Genomic DNA, 17,783 nt, shown 5'->3' on the forward strand with positions numbered 1-17,783 from the left:
GTGCCTTTCGGTGAGATGTGGTAGTTGAGTCGAAAGGATACTGACGGTGGCCGCCCCTATATTTCCCAGGGCCCACCATCAGAAAGCGTTACACCACACTAAGGGACGCAACCGTTTCTTCCCAGCGCGGTTGTTGCATGGCTGCAAATACCGCGGCCCACCCGTCAGCAGCAAATCCACGCTTTAGCCGCATCGAGACACCGTTCAGCAACAGAAACTCCCATTAGAAGTTGTTGCTAAGGCGAAGAATCCGGCTAAAGGGTGTCAGGTCGCCAGAAAGGGGACGTGAATGGATGCCCAAAATATCAGGGGGCAAGTTCTCAGCGGCTGAAGCGAACGCTGTCCTGAATTCAGACAGACGTGAAGGCATCTTAGAGGTGACACGAGCAGCAGTGACAGTCTCGAAGACTCGAGGCGGCCTTTATGTTCGCGACGTTGTTTCCGAGGCTGTTGGTGTGCTCACTGCGCTGAGGGATCGTCTGACAACAGTGAAGCTGCGCAATCACAAAGACCACACGTGGGAATTAAGAAGCACAACAAAGCGCCCCCGTGCACAATGCACGGGAGCGCTTCAGTCAGAGTTGATCAGTGCGCGTGGTTGCCGCGATCGTACTCGTATACGAGTCCGATCAGCGATACCAGGCACAGCACGCCACCGAAGGGCATGATCCACCAGCCGACTGCAACCCCGAGGAAGCAGATGCCGATGCCTGCAGCCAGGGCCAAAGGCCACCAGCTCCACGGGCTGTAGAAGCCGTACTCGTAGGATTCATCGCTGATCTCGGCAGATTCGATGTCCTGCGGGTGCTTGCCCATCTTCTTGTCCTCCAAGAAGACGAACGCACCGATCATGAGCGACATCAGACCGACAAGCAAGATAGCTGGAAAGCCGACCAGTTCCTTGAAGTCCGTCAGGTAACCGTAGACGAACGCAACAGGAATGAAGAAGAAGATTCCTGCACTGAAAATCAGGCCCGAGATCCTCACTTGGTGCTCCTTTCGGGCAGCGAGTATGCGTCACTGGGGTGACCAGCCAGTTCCAGAAGTTCTGGGTGGTTCGCGTCGAATGCCGGGCGTTCCGAACGGATGCGGGGCAGCGACGTGAAGTTGTGACGCGGGGGCGGGCAGGAGGTTGCCCATTCGAGCGAACCGCCGTAGCCCCACGGGTCGTTCACAGTGACCTTAGGCGCCTTGCGTGCGGTGATCCATACGTTCCAGAACCAGGGGATCATGGAAGCTGCAAGGATGATCGTGCCGACGGTCGAAAGCTGGTTCTGCCAGGTGAAGTTGTCCTGCGGCAGGTAGTCAGGGTAACGACGCGGCATGCCCTCAACTCCAAGCCAGTGCTGGATGAGGAAGGTGCCGTGGAAGCCGATGAACAGAATCCAGAAGTGGATCTTGCCGAGGGTTTCGTTGAGCATCTTGCCGGTGAACTTCGGCCACCAGAAGTAGAAACCTGCGAACATCGCGAAGACGACGGTACCGAAGATCACGTAGTGGAAGTGAGCCACAACGAAGTAGGTGTCTGACACCTGCTGGTCCATGATCGGGCTTGCCAGAACGACGCCGGTGAGACCACCGAAGACGAAGCTGACGAGGAAGCCGATCGACCAGAGCATCGGGGTTTCGAAAGTCAGCGAACCGCGGAACATCGTAAAGATCCAGTTGAAGATCTTCACACCTGTCGGAACCGCGATGAGCATCGTCATGAACGCGAAGAACGGAAGCATGACTGCACCGGTGACGTACATGTGGTGAGCCCAAACGGTGACCGACAGGGCTGCAATCGCGATTGTCGCGTAGACAAGCATCTTGTAGCCGAAGATCGGCTTGCGGCTGAAGGTCGGGAAGATCTCAGACACGATGCCGAAGAACGGCAGTGCGATGACGTAGACCTCAGGGTGACCGAAGAACCAGAACAGGTGCTGGTAGAGAATCGGTCCGCCGTTTTCCGGGCTGAAGATGTGCGCGCCCAGAACACGGTCTGCAGCAACAGCGAACAGAGCGGCAGCCAGCGGCGGGAACGCCATCAGAACGAGAATACCGGTGATCAGAACATTCCAGGAGAACACCGACAGACGGAACATCGTCATACCCGGAGCGCGCATGGTGATCACGGTCGTAATGAAGTTCACGGAACCGAGGATCGTGCCGAAGCCCTGGAAACCGATGCCGAGCGTCCACAGGTGACCGCCCAGTCCGGGGGTGAATGTCGTGTTGCTCAGCGGAGCGTAAGCCGTCCAACCGAACGATGCTGCACCCTGCGGAGTCAGGAACCCGGAGCAGGCGATGAGCGAACCGAAGAGGAACACCCAGAAAGCAAATGCGTTCAGTCGCGGGAATGCGACGTCGGGAGCACCGATCTGCAGCGGCATGATGACGTTGGCAAAACCGGCAAACAGCGGCGTTGCGAACATCAGCAGCATAAGCGTGCCGTGCATGGTGAACAGCTGGTTGTACTGTTCCTTCGTTTCGATGATCTGCATACCGGGTGCAAACAGCTCAAGACGGATGAGCACGGCCATAACACCGGCGATGCAGAAGAAGAGGAACGACGCGATCAGGTACATGTACCCGATGGTCTTGTGGTCGGTGGAGGTCAGCCAGTTGACGATGACCTTGCCCTTACTCACCGGAACCTTCGGTGCAGCACCGAGGTCGACGGGGCGATCAGCTACCGCCGTCATTTGTCAGCACCTTCTTTCTGGTATGGGTTGGAGTACCAGTGTGTGCGGTCGAATTCTTCGCCGAGTACACCGGTGTTGCCCTGTTCACGGAGCTCGTTGGTGTAGGCCAGGTATTCGTCCTTGGACACAACCTTGACGTTGAAAAGCATTTCGGAGTGGAACTCACCGCAGAGTTCAGCACACTTGCCGAGGTATTCGCCTTCCTTGAGGGCCTTGAGGTGGAGTGTTTCCACACGGCCGGGGGTCATGTCGCGCTTCTCGAGGAACGCAGGGACCCAGAAGGAATGAATGACATCGCGCGAACGGAGCTGGATCTCAAGATCCGTGTTCGCCGGCAGGTACAGCGTCGGTGCTTCTTCACCGGGCTTTTCAGTACCGTCCAGGTTTACCTGAACACCTGCGTAGTGGACGTCCTGCGAGGTGTAGTTGAAGTCCCAAGCCCACTGCTTGCCGACAACCTCGATCTTCTCTTCGCCCGGCGTCTTGTCATTCGTGGTCTCGTCGAACAGCGCCATGTTGTGGAAGAAGAAGCCGACAACAAGGATGATCGGAATGACCGTGTACATGATCTCGACGGGCATGTTGTACTGCAGCTGCACCGGCAGTCCGCGATCGTTCTTACGACGGCGGTACGCGACGATGCAGAAGAGCATCAGACCCCATGTGATGGCGCCTACGGCTAGAGCAGCAATCCAGCCTCCGGTCCACAGTGCGGTGTACGCGTCTGTGTGGGACGTCGCGCCTTTCGAAGCGGCGGGCAGATAGCCCAGCTCCGGCGCACCGTTGGAGCAGCCGGCGAGGAGGGCAGAAGAAGCCAGGGCGCCTGCGACGCCCACCTTCTTCGCCCAGGCCTTCGGAGACCTGCGTGCTGACTGATTCGGAGAATCCACGTGCAGCCTTTCGGATACCTAACGGATGAATCCTGCGTGTTGGACGGCGCTCATAGGTGCGACCCCAACCGACGGAAGTCACCCAACTCTGACTTTGTCTTAACCACCCTACCGCTAACGGGGGTGAAATTTCATACTCACCTGCTCATTGCATGAGAAAATCCTGTGTGCGAAGACCGCGAAGCCGCATTTCTACGGCTTTTGCGTACTCGAGCTCAGGGATTTCCGACACGCCGAGCGATTCTAAGTGTGGCGTGGACCACTGCGCATCGATGAGCCACTGCCCTTCCTCACATCTGTCCTCCATGTGGCGAACGAGTCCGACGAGGGCCGCTTTGGAGGCATCGGTTTCCCTGTGGAACATGGACTCACCCGCAAATATGCTTCCCAGGTCAAGCCCGAACAGCCCGCCGATGAGTTCGCCATCGCGGTCCCACACATCGACGGATTTCATCCATCCTGTTCTGGCCAACTCCGTGTACACGGCTTTTATGTCGTCGGTGATCCACGCACCCGGGCGCGAGCGGTCGGCACACCCGACCAGGACGTCGTCGAACGCCTCGTTCCACGTAATGCGCATTCCCCGCATCGACTTGCGAAGGCTCTTAGAGACCTTGAGCTCGCCCGGCAGAAGCACACCGCGCGTTTTGGGCGACCACCACCCGCAGCCGTCTGAGCCCGCATCGCCGAGTTCCATCGGAAACAGTCCGGCACGATAGGCAGAAACAATTCGGCCGATCTCCAGCTGCGGTGAAACAGCTGCGAGATCGGCCGGTTGCATTCCCATTGACGTGGGTGCGTCAGTGGAAAGAATCCCCGCAGGCACACGAGCCAGCGGCATTGGGGTTGTCGATCGTAAAGCCCTGCTTTTCGATGGTGTCCGAGAAGTCGATGGTGGATCCGTCGAGGTAGGGAACGCTCATGCGGTCGACGATAACCTCGACGCCGTCGAAATTGCGCACTGCGTCACCGTCGAGGACGCGCTCGTCAAAGTACAGCTGATAGATCAGGCCGGAGCACCCTCCAGGCTGGACAGCAACACGCAGGCGAAGGTCGTCGCGGCCTTCCTGCTCGAGGAGGCTGCGAACTTTGTCGGCTGCCGCTGAAGAAAGATCAACTCCGTGCGACGCCTGTTCTGTAACAGTCATATTCACTCCAATTCATCGGCAATGCCTACGGTACGTATGGAAACGGCTGGGGCAAGCATAGTATTCCCGGCCGACAACTCGGTTCAGGCCCGTTCGCCCAGCCGCTTGAGCAGAAGAGCCTCGGACACAATAGCCCGCTTGAAATCAGGCAGGTAAAGACTTTCGTTGGCACTGTGGGCGCGAGTGTCGGGGTCTTCAATGCCGGTAACGAGGATCGAGGCGTTCGGGAAGACCTCGAGCAGGTCCGCAATGAACGGGATGGAGCCGCCCAAGCCCATCTTCACCGCTTCTTCCCCGAAGCCATCGGTCAGCGCTTCGAGTGCCTTGCCGAGAACCAGGTCAGATTCGTCCGCCTGCCAGGGGCTGCCGAACTCGGATGCGCCGAACTCGATCTGCGCGCCGAAGGGCACATGTTCTTCGAGGTGCTTGCGAAGCTTGTCGAGGGCATCTTCTGGGTCCTGCCCCGGCGCCAAACGCATCGACACTTTCGCACCGGCGCGAGCGTGCAGAGTGTTCGAGGAATCAGCCACGCTCGGCATGTCCATCCCAATGACGGTAAGTGCCGGCTGCGACCACAGACGCGAGGCGAGTGAGCCGCGCCCGATGAAGTCTGTCCCGGGCAGGACACCGGAATCGCGGCGCAGGTCTTCCTCGCTGTATTCAACAGCGGCCTCTTCAGAGGCGACGAGCCCCTCGACCGCCGGCGAACCGTCCTCGTTGTGCAGGCTGGACAGCAGGCGGATGAGGGCGAGCGGTGCATCCGGCGCCACTCCCCCGTACATGCCGGAGTGAACCGAGTGCTTCATCGTCGTAACGGTGAACTCGAGCGACGCCATGCCGCGCAGGCTCGTGGTCAGTGCGGGTTTGCCCTCCGCCCAGTTGCCGGAGTCGGCAACGATGATGACATCAGCAGCCAGCTTGTCCCGGTAGCGCTCAATGAAGTCTCGGAAGCTGGGAGAGCCGGCTTCTTCTTCACCTTCAATGAACAGAGTCACACCGACATCAAGTTCGTCCGCCAGCAATCGCAGCGCAGTCAGGTGAACCAGGATGCCAGCTTTGTCATCTGCCGAACCACGACCGTAGGCGCGGTCACCCTTCACCGTAAGCTCAAACGGTTCGGTATCCCAGTCATCGCGACTGCCAGCGGGCTGTACGTCGTGATGCGCGTACAGCAGAACCGTGGGCTGCCCTTCCGGAGCCGCACGGCGAGCCACTACCGCTGGATACCCCTCGCTGCCGTCCTGGTTGGCACCGCGCAGGATCTCAACGTTGTCAAAGCCGACTTCTTCGGCGAGCTCAGCTGTGAGCGCCGCTGAATCAGCTACGTGCTGAGGATCGACGTTCGGCCATGCGACCGACGGCACAGCGACGAGTTTGGTGAGGTTGTCAAGGACTTCCGAGTAAACGGCGTCCAGCCGCTCGTGCAGAGCCTTGGACAGGGCAGTTCCGTGCTGTGAAGATTCAGAAATGGTCATGCTCCGATACTATTAGCGCCGTACAGCCACAGGAAGCAGCGCGCACAATACACGTGCGGAAAGCATTATCAGGAGACAAACCAGGCATGTCGGACAAGCCAGAATCCAACGAGCAGCACCGGGACCCCGAGGCGAAGAAGAACCGCCCCACGCCGTCCCGTCGCCAGCAGGAGCAGGCTCGCCGTCGCCCTCTCGTACCCGAAGACCGCAAAACAGCCAAGGCTGAGGCCCGCGCCGAAATGCGCCGTGAGCGCAACTACATCCGGGAACGGATGATGGAAGGCGATGAGCGCTATCTCCCCGCCCGTGACGTCGGCCCCCAGCGCCGCTACATCCGCGACTATGTCGACGCCCGCTACTCCTTCGGCGAGCTGCTCATCCCCATTGCGCTTGTCATCCTGCTGGTGAGCCTGTTCATTCAAAACGTTCAGGTGCAGGCCTATTCGACATACGTCATCTATGTGCTTCTGGGCCTCGTCGTGCTTGATGGCTTCATCATCCACTTCACCCTGAAGAAGAAGATGTCGGACAAGTTCGGAGCCGAAAACCTGCAGCGCGGCAATACTTTCTATGCGATTATGCGGAGCATTCAGCTGCGAATGCTTCGCACTCCCCGCGCACTCGTCGGCCGGCGCGAATATCCCAACTGACAACCATGCCGGCTGCAGCTGACCCGCAGCTGCAGTCGGACATTCAGCGGCCGAGGATCTTCTGTGCAAGGCGCGGACCTTCGTAGATGAGGCCCGTGTACACCTGCACCAGATCTGCACCTGCCGCAATCCTGGCGAGGTAGTCAGCACGCGACTGCACTCCCCCAACAGAGATGACGGTCATGTCCTCCGCAACCCGCGAGCGGACCAAACGCAGAACTTCAAAGGACCGCACGGCAGCCGGGGCTCCCGAGATCCCTCCTGCTTCCGCCTCGGCAAGTTCGCGATCCGCACCGGTGAGTACCGAACGGTCCAGAACAGTGTTGGTGCAGATAATCCCATCTAAGCCGACCTCCGATGCGAGATCGCAGACAGCCAGAACATCGTCATCGGCAAGGTCCGGTGCGATCTTGACCAGCACTGGAACATGACCGAGCGTCGAACGCACATCAGATGAGCCAACTGCCCGTGTTTCTTCCAGAACCGCAGTGAGGATCGGGCGAAGCGCCTCGACCGTCTGCAGATCCCGCAATCCCGGCGTGTTGGGTGAGGAGACATTGATCACGAGGTAGTCGGCGTACTTCGCAAGACGCGACGCCGACACCCGGTAATCATCAGCCGCCTGCTCCAAGGGAACAGTTTTCGTCTTGCCGATGTTGACCCCGATGATGGGACGGCGATCTTCAGGAAGCTCAGCAATCTGCTGGCGCGCACGCTGCAGATTGCGCTCCGCCTGCTCAGAACCGTCGTTGTTGAAGCCCATGCGGTTGAGAACCCCCTCCGACTGGGCCAGGCGGAACAGCCGCTTCTTCGGATTGCCGGGCTGGCCCTCAGCGGTGACGGTGCCCACCTCAATGTGGCCGAAGCCCAGCCGGGACATCGCCCGGACGCCCACGCCGTTCTTGTCGAACCCGGCGGCCAGCCCCAGACGATTGGGGAACGTCAAGCCCATGACGGTGGCCGGTTTCGGTCGCACACCGAACAGGGAGCTGATGAGATCTCCGCCCCCGGGAAGAGAATCAAGTAGGTTAAGAAGTGAGAAGCTCGCGCTGTGCGCCAGCTCCGCGTCAGAGCGGACAAGAACTGAGCGGTAGAGGGCTTTGTACATAAAGCTATCTTTACCGCCTGGCACGCGCGGGAACAAATGAAAGCAGAAGAAAGGTTTCGCATGACCCAGTCGATTCCATCCGCAGCAGGACGCGCCGCGGCCGCGCACAAGGCCAAGGCCGATGTGCTTGTGGTCGGGCTGACCGCAGAGGGCACCGTTCTAGCAGAAGACCTCAAGCCCGCTCTCGCCAAGGACCTCGAGAAGGCCGCCGTCAGCGTCGACGCGTCCGGCCGACTCGACTCGACGGCGCGGGTGCCCGCACCCGCTGGATTCGCGGCAGGTTCTGTCGTCCTGGCCGGACTTGGGGAATTCTCTCCGGCTGACCTGACTGAACCGACCAAGGCAGATGCAGCCCTCGATGCTCTGCGCCGCGCTGCCGGTTCAGCTCTGCGCAGCATCACGAAGGCCCGTTCGGTCGCGTTGGCTCTCCCCAGCCCCGACGCCGCGGCTGCCGAAGCGATCGCAACCGGTGCCGTGCTCGGCGCCTACCGCTACGGTGCCTACCGTTCCGAAGACAAGGCGAAGACCCTTGCTGCCGGCATTGAAGTGCTCACGGCGAAATCCAACCTCAAGGCTGTTGAGCGCGGTGCCGTCATCGCTCGCGGCACCTGCGGTGCACGCGACTTCGTCAACCAGCCGCCGCTTGACCTTTACCCGGAAACGTTCGCCGCTGAGGTCGTAAAGCAGGCGAAGGCCGAAAAGATCAAGGCAACCGTTTGGGATCCAGCGAAACTCGAAGCCGAGGGCTTCGGCGGACTCATCGGAGTTGGCCGCGGTTCAAAGCGCGGACCCCGCCTGGTGAAGCTCGAGTACGCACCCCGCCGTGCTTCGAAGCACCTGGCCCTGGTCGGCAAGGGAATCACCTTCGACAGCGGCGGCATTTCCCTGAAGCCCGCTGCAAGCATGGAGGACATGAAGTCTGACATGGGCGGCGCCGCAGCCGCAGCTCAGGCCATCATCACGATCGCCCGCCTGCATCTGCCGGTCAAGGTCACCGCCTGGCTCGCCATGGCTGAAAACATGCCCGGTGCTGACGCACAGCGACCCAGCGACGTCATCACCATCTACGGCGGCAAGACCGTCGAGGTGACCAACACCGACGCAGAAGGCCGTCTGGTGCTGGCCGATGCCCTTGTTGCAGCAGGCAAGGAGAACCCGGACCTCATCATCGACATCGCGACCCTCACCGGCGCGCAGATCGTCGCCCTGGGCAACCGCACCTCGGGTGTTATGGGCCGGACGAACGCCCGCAACGCCGTAGTCCTCGCCTCCGAGAAGACCGGCGAGGCCATGTGGCCGATGCCCTTCCCGGAAGAGCTTCTGAGCTACTTCGATTCGGAAACCGCTGACATCAAGAACTCCGGCAAGCGCCCCGGAGGCATGCTCAGCGCCGGCGTCTTCCTGCAGGAATTCGTCGCAGACGAACAGGATTGGGCACACATCGACATCGCCGGACCGTCGTTCAACTCGGAATCACCTTGGGGCTACACCCCAGCCGAAGGCACCGGCGTTCCGGTTCGCACACTCGTCCAGGTGGCCGAAAACCTCGCCTGATCGCACCCGCCCCCGGTTTGACAGTGGTCACACTGCCGAGCCGGGGCGGGACTTTATCGGAATTAAGTGAAAAGATAGGACTAGCCGCCACAGCGGTCCTCAACCGACCATTTTGCTAGGAGCACATTTCGTGAGCGATTCGCAAAACAACTACGACCTCATCGTTCTCGGCGGTGGCACAGCCGGCTACGCCGCGGCACTCCGCGCGACGCAGCTTGACATGAAGGTCGCTCTCATTGAGCGCGACAAGGTCGGAGGCACCTGCCTTCACCGCGGCTGCGTCCCCACCAAGGCACTCCTCCACGTTGCCGAAGTCGCAGACTCGACACGCGAAGCCAGCGTGTTCGGCATCGATGCCACCCTCAACAACATCAACGTCGAAGACGTGCTGAAGTTCAAGAGCGGCATCACCGACAAGAACCACAAGGGCTTGCAGGGCCTCATCAAAATGGCCGGCATCGACACCGTCATCGGCGAAGGCAAGCTGACCGGCAAGGACACCGTCACCGTCTCCACCGACGAAGGCGATGTCGAACTGACGGGCAAGAACATTGTCCTGGCCACCGGTTCGACTTCCCGCACACTCGGCATCGAGATCGGCGGCAACGTGCTCACCAGCACCGAAGCTCTCAACCTCGACCGCGTTCCCAAGTCCGCAATCGTGCTCGGCGGCGGCGTCATCGGCGTTGAGTTCGCAAGCATTTGGAACTCCTTCGGATCCGACGTCACAATCGTCGAAGGACTGCCGAACCTCGTGGCCAACGAAGACGCATCCGTTTCCAAGGGCCTCGAGCGCGCATTCAAGAAGCGCAAGATCAAGCAGAAGCTCGGCGTGTTCTTCAAGGAAGTCGAGCAGACCTCCGACGGCGTCAAGGTGTCCCTCGAAGACGGCACTGAACTCGAAGCCGAGGTTCTGCTCGTGGCTGTCGGCCGCGGTCCCGTGACCGAAGGCTTCGGCTTCGAAGAGCAGGGAGTGAAGCTCGACCGCGGTTTCGTCACCACGAACGATCGCCTGCACACCGGTGTCGGCAACATCTACGCCGCCGGCGACATCGTGCCCGGCCTGCAGCTTGCACACCGCTCCTTCGCGCACGGTATCTTCATTGCCGAAGAGATCGCGGGCAAGAACCCGGCACCCCTGGATGAAACCGGCGTTCCGCGCATCACCTACTGCGACCCGGAGATCTTCTCCGTCGGCCTCACGGAAAAGAAGGCTGCTGAGAAGTACGGCGAAGACAAGATCGAAAAGGTCGAATTCCCGCTGGCCGGCAACGCCAAGTCCGCCATCCTCAACACGCAGGGATTCATCAAGATCATCCGCGAAAAGGACGGCCCGATTGTCGGCGTTCACGGACTCGGCGCTCGCCTGTCCGAACAGGCCGGCGAAGCCCAGCTCATCGTGAACTGGGAGGCCTTCCCCGAAGAGGTCGCATCGCTCATCCACGGACACCCCACCCAGAACGAAGCCATCGGCGAAGCAGCGCTGGCGCTTGCCGGCAAGCCGCTGCACTTCCGCTGATCGAGCCATAGGGAGACTGACACAATGGCCAACACCGTAAAGATGCCCGCTCTCGGCGAATCGGTGACGGAAGGCACCGTCACCCGCTGGCTGAAGGAAGTCGGCGACACCGTCGAGGTCGACGAACCGCTTCTCGAAGTGTCGACTGACAAGGTCGACACCGAAATCCCCAGCCCGTACTCCGGCGTTCTGCAGGAGATCCTGGCTGAAGAAGACGACGACGTCGAGGTCGGCGGCGACCTCGCTGTCATCGGCGACGGAGAAGGCTCCGGCGACTCCGCTGAAGACGACTCCGCTGGCGAAGAAGAAGCCGAAGAACCAGATGCCGAAGAGCCAGAGGCGGACGAAGAGCCCGAAGACGACGCAGCCGAAGAAGAGGACGAAGCTCCCGCTGCGAAGTCGGACGACAAGCCCTCCGGCGGTTCCGGTGAATCGCAGGAAGTCACCATGCCGGCTCTCGGCGAATCGGTGACGGAGGGCACCGTCACCCGCTGGCTGAAGGAAGTCGGCGACACCGTCGAGGTCGACGAACCGCTTCTCGAAGTGTCGACTGACAAGGTCGACACCGAAATCCCCAGCCCTGTCGCAGGCACCGTACTTGAACTGCTTGCTGAAGAAGACGACGACGTTGAAGTCGGCGCACCCCTGGCGCGCATCGGCGACGGCGACGCTTCGGCTTCGGGTGACAAGCAGGACGACGCTGACGATGCCGACCAGGCTGAAGACTCGGCTGACAACGCTGACGATGCTGACCAGGCTGAAGACTCGGCTGACGAAGCTGACAACGCTGACGAAGCCGATGTCGAAGAAGAAGCCATCGACGAGTCCGAAAAGGACCTGTCGAAGGAAGAGCCCAAGAAGGCACCTGCCTCTGAGTCGACAGCATCGGATGACGAAGCCCAGACCGCTGCTGCCAAGCAGGCTGCAGGCGAATCGAGCAGCGCACCCAGCCGCTCCGCCGAGTCTGCTTCTTCGGCCGCACAGACCGTGACCTCCGGCCAGGCGCCCTACGTCACGCCGCTGGTGCGCAAGCTTGCACGCGAAAAGGGCGTTGACCTTTCGACCGTGCGCGGAACGGGAGTCGGCGGTCGTATCCGCAAGCAGGATGTCCTTGCCGCACAGAGCACTGCCAGTGCCTCTGCCCCGGCTGCGTCTGCTCCTGCTGGCCGCGAACCGTTCGTCATCGAGGTTTCGGAAGAAGCCAAGAAGCTGCGCGGAACCACGCAGAAGGCGTCGCGCATTCGCCGCACCATTGCACAGCGCATGCGCGAATCGCTGCAGAACTCCGCTCAGCTCACCCAGGTGACCGAAGTCGACATGACTGCTGTTTCGGCTCTGCGCAAGGCCAAGAAGGAAGAATTCCAGCAGAAGCACGGCGTTAAGCTGACGTCCCTGCCGTTCTTCGCCAAGGCCGTAGCAGAAGCCCTGCAGGCGTACCCGCGTGTCAACGCCACGTTCGATGTCGAGGCTGGAGAGATCGCCTACCCCGACTCTGAGAACCTCGGCATTGCGGTCGACACCGAACGCGGTCTGCTGGTTCCGGTCGTCAAGAACGCCGGCGACCTTTCGATCGCTGGCCTGGCCAAGGCAATCGACGACGTCGCGTCCAAGACTCGCGATGGCAAGATCAGCCCTGACCTGCTGTCGGGCGGCACGTTCACCATCACGAACATCGGTTCGTTCGGTGCTCTGTTCGCCACGCCGATCACCAACCACCCCGAGGTCGGCATCCTGGGCACCGGTGCTATCAAGCGCCGCCCGCAGGTTGTCACAAGCGAAGACGGCACCGAGGCAATTGCTATTCGCGACATGGCGTACCTGCCGCTGACCTACAACCACGAACTGGTTGACGGTGCGGACGCCGGTCGTTTCCTCAAGGCCATTAAGAACCGCCTTGAGAACGGTTCGTTCGAGGCCGATCTCGACCTCTGATCGATCCTGATCGATCCTGAATGGAAGCGCCCGCGGAGAAATCCGCGGGCGCTTCTGCTTGGCGGGCACCTGACTGGCGGCTTAAGACTCAGTTTTCGTGAAGTTCCTCCGTGCGGCTGACCTTCCATTTGCCTTCGTGCTTTTCCAAACTCACCCGGATCCGCGCTTCGGGAACAGGCACTCCGCCGATCTCGGCAGCGACGACAGCCCGGACAGTCGCGGTCTCTGTAGTGCTGTCCTCAACTTCGCACTCTGTGACGTCCATCGTGACGTTCATGGGCTGAGCGGGTTTGTCTTCTGATTCCGCATCGGCTTTCGCAGCGTTTGATCCTGGCACTGTAAGGCCTGCGAGGTCGGCTGGCTTGCCGCCGGCGAACGCAGCTGCCCGCGCCTGTGTCAGGTCTTTGAAGCCCTCACAGGGCCCACTGCTGTCTGGAGCAGCATCCGAGGTGTCTTCCGGCTCGCCGCTTTGCTCTGCCGGCACGGAGGGCTCATCCTCCGCTTTAGGGCTGCGCGGCTCTTCGCCATGCTTCCCCTGGTCAACCGCCGCTGTCGGTTCGGTCTGGTCCGGCTGCGCACCACCGATGATAAGCGCAATGCCGGCAGTCACTGTCGCCAGCGCTGCAGCACCGATAACACCGGCACGCACACCTCTGCGGATCTTTCCACCCGGGGCAGCCGCGGTGGGTTCTTTTCTTTTCGGACCGGATCGCTTTGCTGTCCGCTCCGGTTTCCGGGCTCCACGACGAGGTGCCTGCGATCCTCGATTCTTGCGCGCGCGTTCTGTGTCCCCACGGAGGGCTGCTATCGCGGTGTCGCCAATCCCCTGTTCAGCTTTCTCCTCAGCGCCTGTCTTCGGGCCCGTCTGTTCCTGGACGTTATTCACAGCCGCTGTGACCGGGCGCAGTCCAGCGGTCGGTGGATCATTGACTGGAACTCCAGGTTCGCCCGGATAAAAGGGCAGCCGCTCTGCCCCTCGGTAATTGCACACTGCCTCAAGAAGATCCCCTCTGGGAAGATCACCTGTTTCGCTGTCCAGCAACAGCGCGTCAATGAGATCAACAAGTTCCGTGGGCAGGTTGTTGTCGCGATTCTTCAAAGGCACAGCAGTTTCAGTGAAAGTCACGCCCTGTGCGGCAGCGTACAGAAGTTCGCCCAGCTCCCGAGCTTCTGATTCCTCCCCTGGAACCTCGATGCCCGGCAATGCGCAGACGGAACCGTCATCAGCAAGCGCCAGGCTTGCCCGCGAAATCGGGTTCGAGCTATCGGTCCCGCCTGTGGCCTCAATCGTGCCGCGCACAAGACACACGAGTTCATCCGCTCCCAGAGGTGCCAGACCGAGAAGCGCGTCCTCGAGCATGCCGCCTCGACATCTGGGAATGAGCAGCCCCGCAACCGGCTCCATGTCAGGGCCCAGAACCGAAACCGGCCTCCCGGCACCAGCGGCCGTGTCTGCTGCACACACGAACCATTTGACCTCGTGGGCGTTGAACACGCGCCACAGTCCGGGGCGGACCTCGGCATCGTAGATCCATTCGCACACCTGCATATCAGCCTCCTTAGGCAGAAATTCGACCACGTTGGAAGACCGACCGAAACCCCCAAACCGCAATCTGTGGATAACTTTTGCGGTGCTTTTGCCGCTTGGGCCCTCGTCGGCATATGGTCATGGAATGGCTTGGGACATCGAACACCTGGGTTTTGCACCCGAATTCGTTGACTACAGAGAAGCGCTGGAAGTCCAAAGGCGGACGCACGCTGATGTTGTCGACGGCAAGAAGAACTCCACTTTCCTCGTGCTGGAACACTCCCCCGTCTACACAGCGGGCAAACGCACTGAAGACCACGAACGCCCCCGCGACGGCACGGAAGTCATCGACATCGACCGAGGCGGAAAGATCACCTGGCACGGTCCGGGGCAGCTGGTCATCTACCCCATCTACCGCCTGAATGACCAAAAAGAGGTCCGCCTTTTCGTCGACCAAATCGAAAAAGCGGGAATCGAACTGCTCGCCGAGTACGGAATCACCGCGCAGCAGGTTGAGGGTCGATCCGGTGTGTGGATCACCGAGGGCCCGGGACCGGACAGGAAGATCCTCGCGATCGGCATCCGCATTCACAACGGCGTGTCGATGCACGGCCTGGCTTTGAACTGCTCGAACGAGCTCGCCGGCTTTGAAAACATCGTCCCCTGCGGCATTCCTGACGCCGCGACCACTAGCATTTCCATCGAAACCGGCACCCAAACAACTCCGGAACAGGCTGCACCGCGCCTGCTGGAGCTGCTGGACAAGCACATCACCGCCTGATCCCCACGAAAGGCCAGGACATGACAATCGCCCCGGAAGGACGCAAGCTGCTGCGAGTGGAAGCTCGCAATTCGCAGACTCCCATTGAAGACAAGCCGAAGTGGATCAAAGCGAAAGCCAAGATCGGCCCCGAGTTCTCGGAACTGAAATCGCTTGTCCGCACGGCCGGTCTCAACACCGTGTGTGAGGAAGCGGGCTGCCCCAACATCTTTGAATGCTGGGAGGACCGCGAGGCCACGTTCCTCATCGGCGGTGAGCAGTGCACCCGCCGCTGCGACTTCTGCCAGATCGACACCGGCAAACCCGCTGACTTCGACGCTGATGAACCCCGTCGCGTCGCTGAGTCCGTGAAGACCATGGGTCTGCGCTATTCGACCATCACGGGTGTTGCTCGCGATGACCTTGATGACGGCGGCGCGTGGCTGTACGCGGAAACGGTCCGCCTCATCCACGAAATCGACCACGGTGACGGTCACGGCACTGGTGTCGAGCTGCTCATCCCCGACTTCAACTCTGACGATGACCAGCTGGCCGAGGTCTTTTCGTCACGTCCCGAAGTGCTGGCACACAACATTGAGACGGTGCCGCGCATCTTCAAGCGCATCCGCCCCGGTTTCCGCTACGAGCGCTCGCTGTCGGTCATCACGAAGGCCCGCGAGGCCGGCCTGGTCACAAAGTCCAACCTCATCTTGGGCATGGGCGAAACGAACGACGAAGTGGTCGAAGCGATGAAGGATCTCCACGAAGCCGGCTGCGACCTGCTGACGATCACGCAGTACCTGCGCCCCAGCGCCCTGCACCACCCCATCGACCGGTGGGTCAAACCGCAGGACTTCGTTGAGCTGCGCGACATCGGCGAAGAAATCGGCTTTGCCGGAGTCATGTCCGGTCCGCTGGTCCGTTCGTCCTACCGTGCCGGTCGCCTGTGGGCTCAGGCCATGCGCCGTCGCGGTCAGGAGATCCCCGCTCACCTGGCTCACCTTGACAACGAAGCTCCCGCCCGTCAGGAAGCTCAGGCGGTGGTGGATACTTTCGGCCCGGGCGACGAGGTAAAATTCTCCTGACCCATCATTGGTTGATCATTTTTCGCAAGCAAACAGAAAAGCAGAATGTCTCAGACTGAAGAACCACGCCGCCGCGGACTTTTCCGCCGGCGTCCCAAGGACCCTTCGAAGCCCGGTCGCATCGGCCAGATGCGTCAGGTCTTCAAACTTGCCCGCAAACACTTCCCCGCTGTTCCGTGGCTTATGCTCGCCGCGATTCTGGGCTTGGGCGGCATCGGCTTCATCGTGGGCTTCTTCCTGCTGCCGCCGGTGTGGCTGTGGACCATCATCGGCCTGTTGGGCGGTCTGACGCTGGCGATCTTCATTCTCGGCCGCTACGCCGAGACCGCGGCTTTCGCCGAAATGAAGGACCAGCCCGGCGCTTACGGCGCGGTCCTCAACACGGTCCGCCGCAGCTGGCTTGCCGACGACCAGCCGGTCGCCGGTGACCCCCGCACCAAAGACCTGGTGTTCCGCGCCACCGGCCGAGGTGGAGTCGTGCTGGTTTCGGAAGGTCCGGCTGGCCGTGTGTCGAAGCTGCTGGCCAAGGAGCAGAAGCGCCACGAGCGCATTCTGCCTTCCGTTCCCGTGCACGTCATCCAGGGCGGTGAGGGAAAGAACCAGGTTCCCATGAACCGACTGGTCTCGACCGTGTACAAACTGCCGAAGAAGCTCACCAAGGCTGAAGTGCTTCAGGTGCGCAAGCGTCTTGCGGCTCTGGGCACTATGTCGACGAACCAGCCGATTCCCAAGGGCATGGATCCCAACCGCGCACGTCCCAACCGCCGCGCACTGCGGGGACGCTGATCTCAAACACCAAAAGCGCCGACCACGTTGGTCGGCGCTTTTTGTCTGCTGAAGAAATCCACACCGGCTGCCGTCGGCTTCCCACAGGCTGCACGTGCGGCTGAACGATCATCGCTCGGCAGGCAAAGCAGTTTGTGCGACATGCCCGAGCGAGTGGTCGGCTATGTCAGTCAGATCCGCACAACGGCGGTGTCGGCCGCGAGGTCGTGCAGGCCGCGGTTGTCGGGGTTGTACAGAAGACCGGGGATGATGAGCAGCTGCAGTGCAATCCGGACCAGCAGGCGCAGGGGGTTGGGTCGGCGTCCGTGGCGATTGATGATGCGCACTCCACAGATCCGCTGACCGATGGTGTAGCCCAGCAGCGACTGCAGCAGCAGGGATTCGATGACGAAGATCAGGTGGGGCGCGAAAATGAAATCAGGCGCCAGCCAGCGAGCAATCAGGGCGCACAGTGCCCAATCGATGAAGAGGCTTCCAACCCTGCGGATCAAAGACGCTGTTGATCCCGGACCGGTTTCGGGAAGGCCTAGGCGCTGCCCCGCGTAGGTTCCCTCTTCGAGTTTCGGCCCCTGGAGCCACGAACCTAAACTGTCTCTGTCGAACACGGAAACGAGTGTAGCCGGTAAGATGAAAACACCGGCGGCCAGTACCGCACCGTCGC

16 protein-coding genes are annotated in these 17,783 nt (G+C 61.0%); 7 read left to right on the forward strand and 9 right to left on the reverse strand.

Features of this window, described 5'->3' with window-relative positions:
• Window positions 1-585: 585 nt before the first annotated feature.
• From HMPREF3172_RS07495 to HMPREF3172_RS07520, 6 genes are all read right to left on the reverse strand, one after another.
• Window positions 586-987: a cytochrome c oxidase subunit 4 gene (locus HMPREF3172_RS07495; RefSeq protein WP_019174961.1), complete on the reverse strand. Its 402-nt coding sequence runs from the start codon at window positions 985-987 to the stop codon at window positions 586-588.
• Window positions 984-2,687, reverse strand: coding sequence for an aa3-type cytochrome oxidase subunit I (gene ctaD, locus HMPREF3172_RS07500; RefSeq protein ID WP_070516548.1), 1,704 nt, complete (start codon window positions 2,685-2,687; stop codon window positions 984-986). The genes HMPREF3172_RS07495 and ctaD overlap by 4 nt, the downstream gene beginning before the upstream one ends.
• On the reverse strand, window positions 2,684-3,577 hold the full coding sequence (gene coxB / locus HMPREF3172_RS07505) for an aa3-type cytochrome oxidase subunit II (RefSeq protein WP_062021498.1): 894 nt from the start codon (window positions 3,575-3,577) through the stop codon (window positions 2,684-2,686). Before coxB ends, ctaD begins: the two co-directional genes overlap by 4 nt.
• Before the next feature lie 145 nt (window positions 3,578-3,722).
• The gene (gene aat, locus HMPREF3172_RS07510; protein ID WP_256173299.1) at window positions 3,723-4,364 is read right to left on the reverse strand and encodes a leucyl/phenylalanyl-tRNA--protein transferase; all 642 of its coding nucleotides are present in this window, start codon (window positions 4,362-4,364) and stop codon (window positions 3,723-3,725) included.
• Window positions 4,365-4,377: 13 nt separating this feature from the next.
• On the reverse strand, window positions 4,378-4,725 hold the full coding sequence (locus HMPREF3172_RS07515; protein WP_019174957.1) for a HesB/IscA family protein: 348 nt from the start codon (window positions 4,723-4,725) through the stop codon (window positions 4,378-4,380).
• 83 nt (window positions 4,726-4,808) lie between these two features.
• The gene (locus HMPREF3172_RS07520; RefSeq protein ID WP_062021501.1) at window positions 4,809-6,200 is read right to left on the reverse strand and encodes a dipeptidase; all 1,392 of its coding nucleotides are present in this window, start codon (window positions 6,198-6,200) and stop codon (window positions 4,809-4,811) included.
• 86 nt (window positions 6,201-6,286) lie between these two features.
• On the opposite strand from HMPREF3172_RS07520, the gene HMPREF3172_RS07525 reads away from it, so the two are divergent.
• Window positions 6,287-6,850, forward strand: coding sequence for a DUF3043 domain-containing protein (locus tag HMPREF3172_RS07525; protein ID WP_062021502.1), 564 nt, complete (start codon window positions 6,287-6,289; stop codon window positions 6,848-6,850).
• A 43-nt stretch (window positions 6,851-6,893) separates the two neighbouring features.
• On the opposite strand, the gene HMPREF3172_RS07530 is transcribed toward HMPREF3172_RS07525, so the two are convergent.
• Window positions 6,894-7,958, reverse strand: coding sequence for a quinone-dependent dihydroorotate dehydrogenase (locus HMPREF3172_RS07530; RefSeq protein ID WP_070516551.1), 1,065 nt, complete (start codon window positions 7,956-7,958; stop codon window positions 6,894-6,896).
• A gap of 60 nt (window positions 7,959-8,018) precedes the next feature.
• Between HMPREF3172_RS07530 and HMPREF3172_RS07535 the strand changes: the two genes are divergently transcribed.
• From HMPREF3172_RS07535 to sucB, 3 genes are all read left to right on the forward strand, one after another.
• Window positions 8,019-9,512 (forward strand): leucyl aminopeptidase, encoded by a 1,494-nt coding sequence (locus HMPREF3172_RS07535; protein ID WP_070516556.1) that lies wholly within the window; start codon window positions 8,019-8,021, stop codon window positions 9,510-9,512.
• A gap of 130 nt (window positions 9,513-9,642) precedes the next feature.
• Complete coding sequence (gene lpdA / locus HMPREF3172_RS07540; protein ID WP_070428295.1) at window positions 9,643-11,031, forward strand: dihydrolipoyl dehydrogenase; 1,389 nt, start codon at window positions 9,643-9,645, stop codon at window positions 11,029-11,031.
• 24 nt (window positions 11,032-11,055) lie between these two features.
• Window positions 11,056-12,963 carry a 2-oxoglutarate dehydrogenase, E2 component, dihydrolipoamide succinyltransferase gene (sucB, locus tag HMPREF3172_RS07545; protein ID WP_070516559.1) on the forward strand — a complete coding sequence of 636 codons (1,908 nt, stop codon included), beginning with the start codon at window positions 11,056-11,058 and terminating at the stop codon, window positions 12,961-12,963.
• An 88-nt stretch (window positions 12,964-13,051) separates the two neighbouring features.
• Here the strand turns inward: sucB and HMPREF3172_RS07550 are convergent, their stop codons facing one another.
• A complete protein-coding gene (locus HMPREF3172_RS07550; RefSeq protein WP_070516561.1) occupies window positions 13,052-14,512 on the reverse strand; it encodes a hypothetical protein in 1,461 nt (486 codons plus the stop codon).
• Between the two features lie 124 nt (window positions 14,513-14,636).
• Between HMPREF3172_RS07550 and lipB the strand changes: the two genes are divergently transcribed.
• From lipB to HMPREF3172_RS07565, 3 genes are read left to right on the forward strand one after another with little or no spacing between them, the layout of a single operon-like run.
• Complete coding sequence (lipB, locus tag HMPREF3172_RS07555; RefSeq protein WP_070516564.1) at window positions 14,637-15,272, forward strand: lipoyl(octanoyl) transferase LipB; 636 nt, start codon at window positions 14,637-14,639, stop codon at window positions 15,270-15,272.
• Window positions 15,273-15,292: 20 nt separating this feature from the next.
• Window positions 15,293-16,336 (forward strand): lipoyl synthase, encoded by a 1,044-nt coding sequence (lipA, locus tag HMPREF3172_RS07560; protein ID WP_019174948.1) that lies wholly within the window; start codon window positions 15,293-15,295, stop codon window positions 16,334-16,336.
• A gap of 45 nt (window positions 16,337-16,381) precedes the next feature.
• The gene (locus HMPREF3172_RS07565; RefSeq protein ID WP_070428290.1) at window positions 16,382-17,122 is read left to right on the forward strand and encodes a DUF4191 domain-containing protein; all 741 of its coding nucleotides are present in this window, start codon (window positions 16,382-16,384) and stop codon (window positions 17,120-17,122) included.
• 170 nt (window positions 17,123-17,292) lie between these two features.
• Here HMPREF3172_RS07565 and HMPREF3172_RS07570 read toward each other — a convergent pair whose 3' ends face one another.
• Window positions 17,293-17,727 carry an RDD family protein gene (locus tag HMPREF3172_RS07570; RefSeq protein WP_070516655.1) on the reverse strand — a complete coding sequence of 145 codons (435 nt, stop codon included), beginning with the start codon at window positions 17,725-17,727 and terminating at the stop codon, window positions 17,293-17,295.
• Between the last annotated feature and the right edge of the window lie 56 nt (window positions 17,728-17,783).

Source organism: Brevibacterium sp. HMSC08F02 (genome assembly GCF_001807555.1).
GTDB classification, from domain to species: domain Bacteria; phylum Actinomycetota; class Actinomycetes; order Actinomycetales; family Brevibacteriaceae; genus Brevibacterium; species Brevibacterium ravenspurgense.

Bases quoted from the DNA above. Each gene is read 5' to 3' on its own strand.
- ctaD (WP_070516548.1), bottom strand. From the start codon at position 2,687: ATGACGGCGGTAGCTGATCGCCCCGTCGACCTCGGTGCTGCACCGAAG.
- aat (WP_256173299.1), bottom strand. From the start codon at position 4,364: ATGGGAATGCAACCGGCCGATCTCGCAGCTGTTTCACCGCAGCTGGAG.
- HMPREF3172_RS07515 (WP_019174957.1), bottom strand. From the start codon at position 4,725: ATGACTGTTACAGAACAGGCGTCGCACGGAGTTGATCTTTCTTCAGCG.
- HMPREF3172_RS07520 (WP_062021501.1), bottom strand. From the start codon at position 6,200: ATGACCATTTCTGAATCTTCACAGCACGGAACTGCCCTGTCCAAGGCT.
- HMPREF3172_RS07525 (WP_062021502.1), top strand. From the start codon at position 6,287: ATGTCGGACAAGCCAGAATCCAACGAGCAGCACCGGGACCCCGAGGCG.
- HMPREF3172_RS07530 (WP_070516551.1), bottom strand. From the start codon at position 7,958: ATGTACAAAGCCCTCTACCGCTCAGTTCTTGTCCGCTCTGACGCGGAG.
- HMPREF3172_RS07535 (WP_070516556.1), top strand. From the start codon at position 8,019: ATGACCCAGTCGATTCCATCCGCAGCAGGACGCGCCGCGGCCGCGCAC.
- sucB (WP_070516559.1), top strand. From the start codon at position 11,056: ATGGCCAACACCGTAAAGATGCCCGCTCTCGGCGAATCGGTGACGGAA.
- HMPREF3172_RS07550 (WP_070516561.1), bottom strand. From the start codon at position 14,512: ATGCAGGTGTGCGAATGGATCTACGATGCCGAGGTCCGCCCCGGACTG.
- lipB (WP_070516564.1), top strand. From the start codon at position 14,637: ATGGCTTGGGACATCGAACACCTGGGTTTTGCACCCGAATTCGTTGAC.
- lipA (WP_019174948.1), top strand. From the start codon at position 15,293: ATGACAATCGCCCCGGAAGGACGCAAGCTGCTGCGAGTGGAAGCTCGC.
- HMPREF3172_RS07565 (WP_070428290.1), top strand. From the start codon at position 16,382: ATGTCTCAGACTGAAGAACCACGCCGCCGCGGACTTTTCCGCCGGCGT.